We start from the raw sequence: 663 nt of genomic DNA on the forward strand, positions 1-663 counted from the left end.
CGGGACACAGTTTGATAGACCAGGCTTTATGGAAATGATGAATGGAGTAAATACTGGAAATATCGGTTGTATCATCGTAAAGGATATGAGTAGACTCGGCAGAGATTATCTCAAAGTCGGTCAATGTATGGAGATATTAAGGCAAAAGGGCGTAAGACTGATTGCTATCAATGACAATGTAGACAGCTTTTACAGAGAAGATGATTTTACCCCTTTTAGAAATATTATGAATGAATGGTATGCAAGAGATACTTCAAGAAAAATACAATCTACATTTAGATCAAAAGGAGAAAGCGGAAAGCATACGGCAAGCACTCCACCTTATGGCTACATCAAAGATGAAAAAGACAAAGATAAGTGGGTTGTAGATGAAAAAGCAGCCGAGATAGTAAGACGAATATTTAATCTTACAATGGACGGAGCAGGACCATACAAAATAGCAAAGATACTGGAAGCAGATAAGATAGATATACCCGCTTATCATCAGCAAAAAATGGGATATGGATTACATCAAAGCAAAAACTTTGAATATCCTTATCGTTGGTGTAGTTCCACAATTGCTAGTATCTTAAAGAAAAAAGAATACTTAGGGCATACAGTTAACTTTAAAACAAGAAAGCATTTCAAGGATAAGAAAAGTAAATATGTATCCGAAGATAAATG

The 663-nt window shown here is 35.3% G+C and carries 1 protein-coding gene; it reads left to right on the forward strand.

Annotated elements, in window-relative coordinates:
• Nucleotides 1-663: recombinase family protein (locus tag HMPREF2782_RS06745; protein WP_186821664.1), on the forward strand; the 663-nt coding region annotated here is incomplete at both ends.

Source organism: Anaerococcus sp. HMSC068A02 (assembly GCF_001811125.1).
Classification (GTDB): Bacteria; Bacillota; Clostridia; order Tissierellales; family Peptoniphilaceae; genus Anaerococcus; species Anaerococcus vaginalis_C.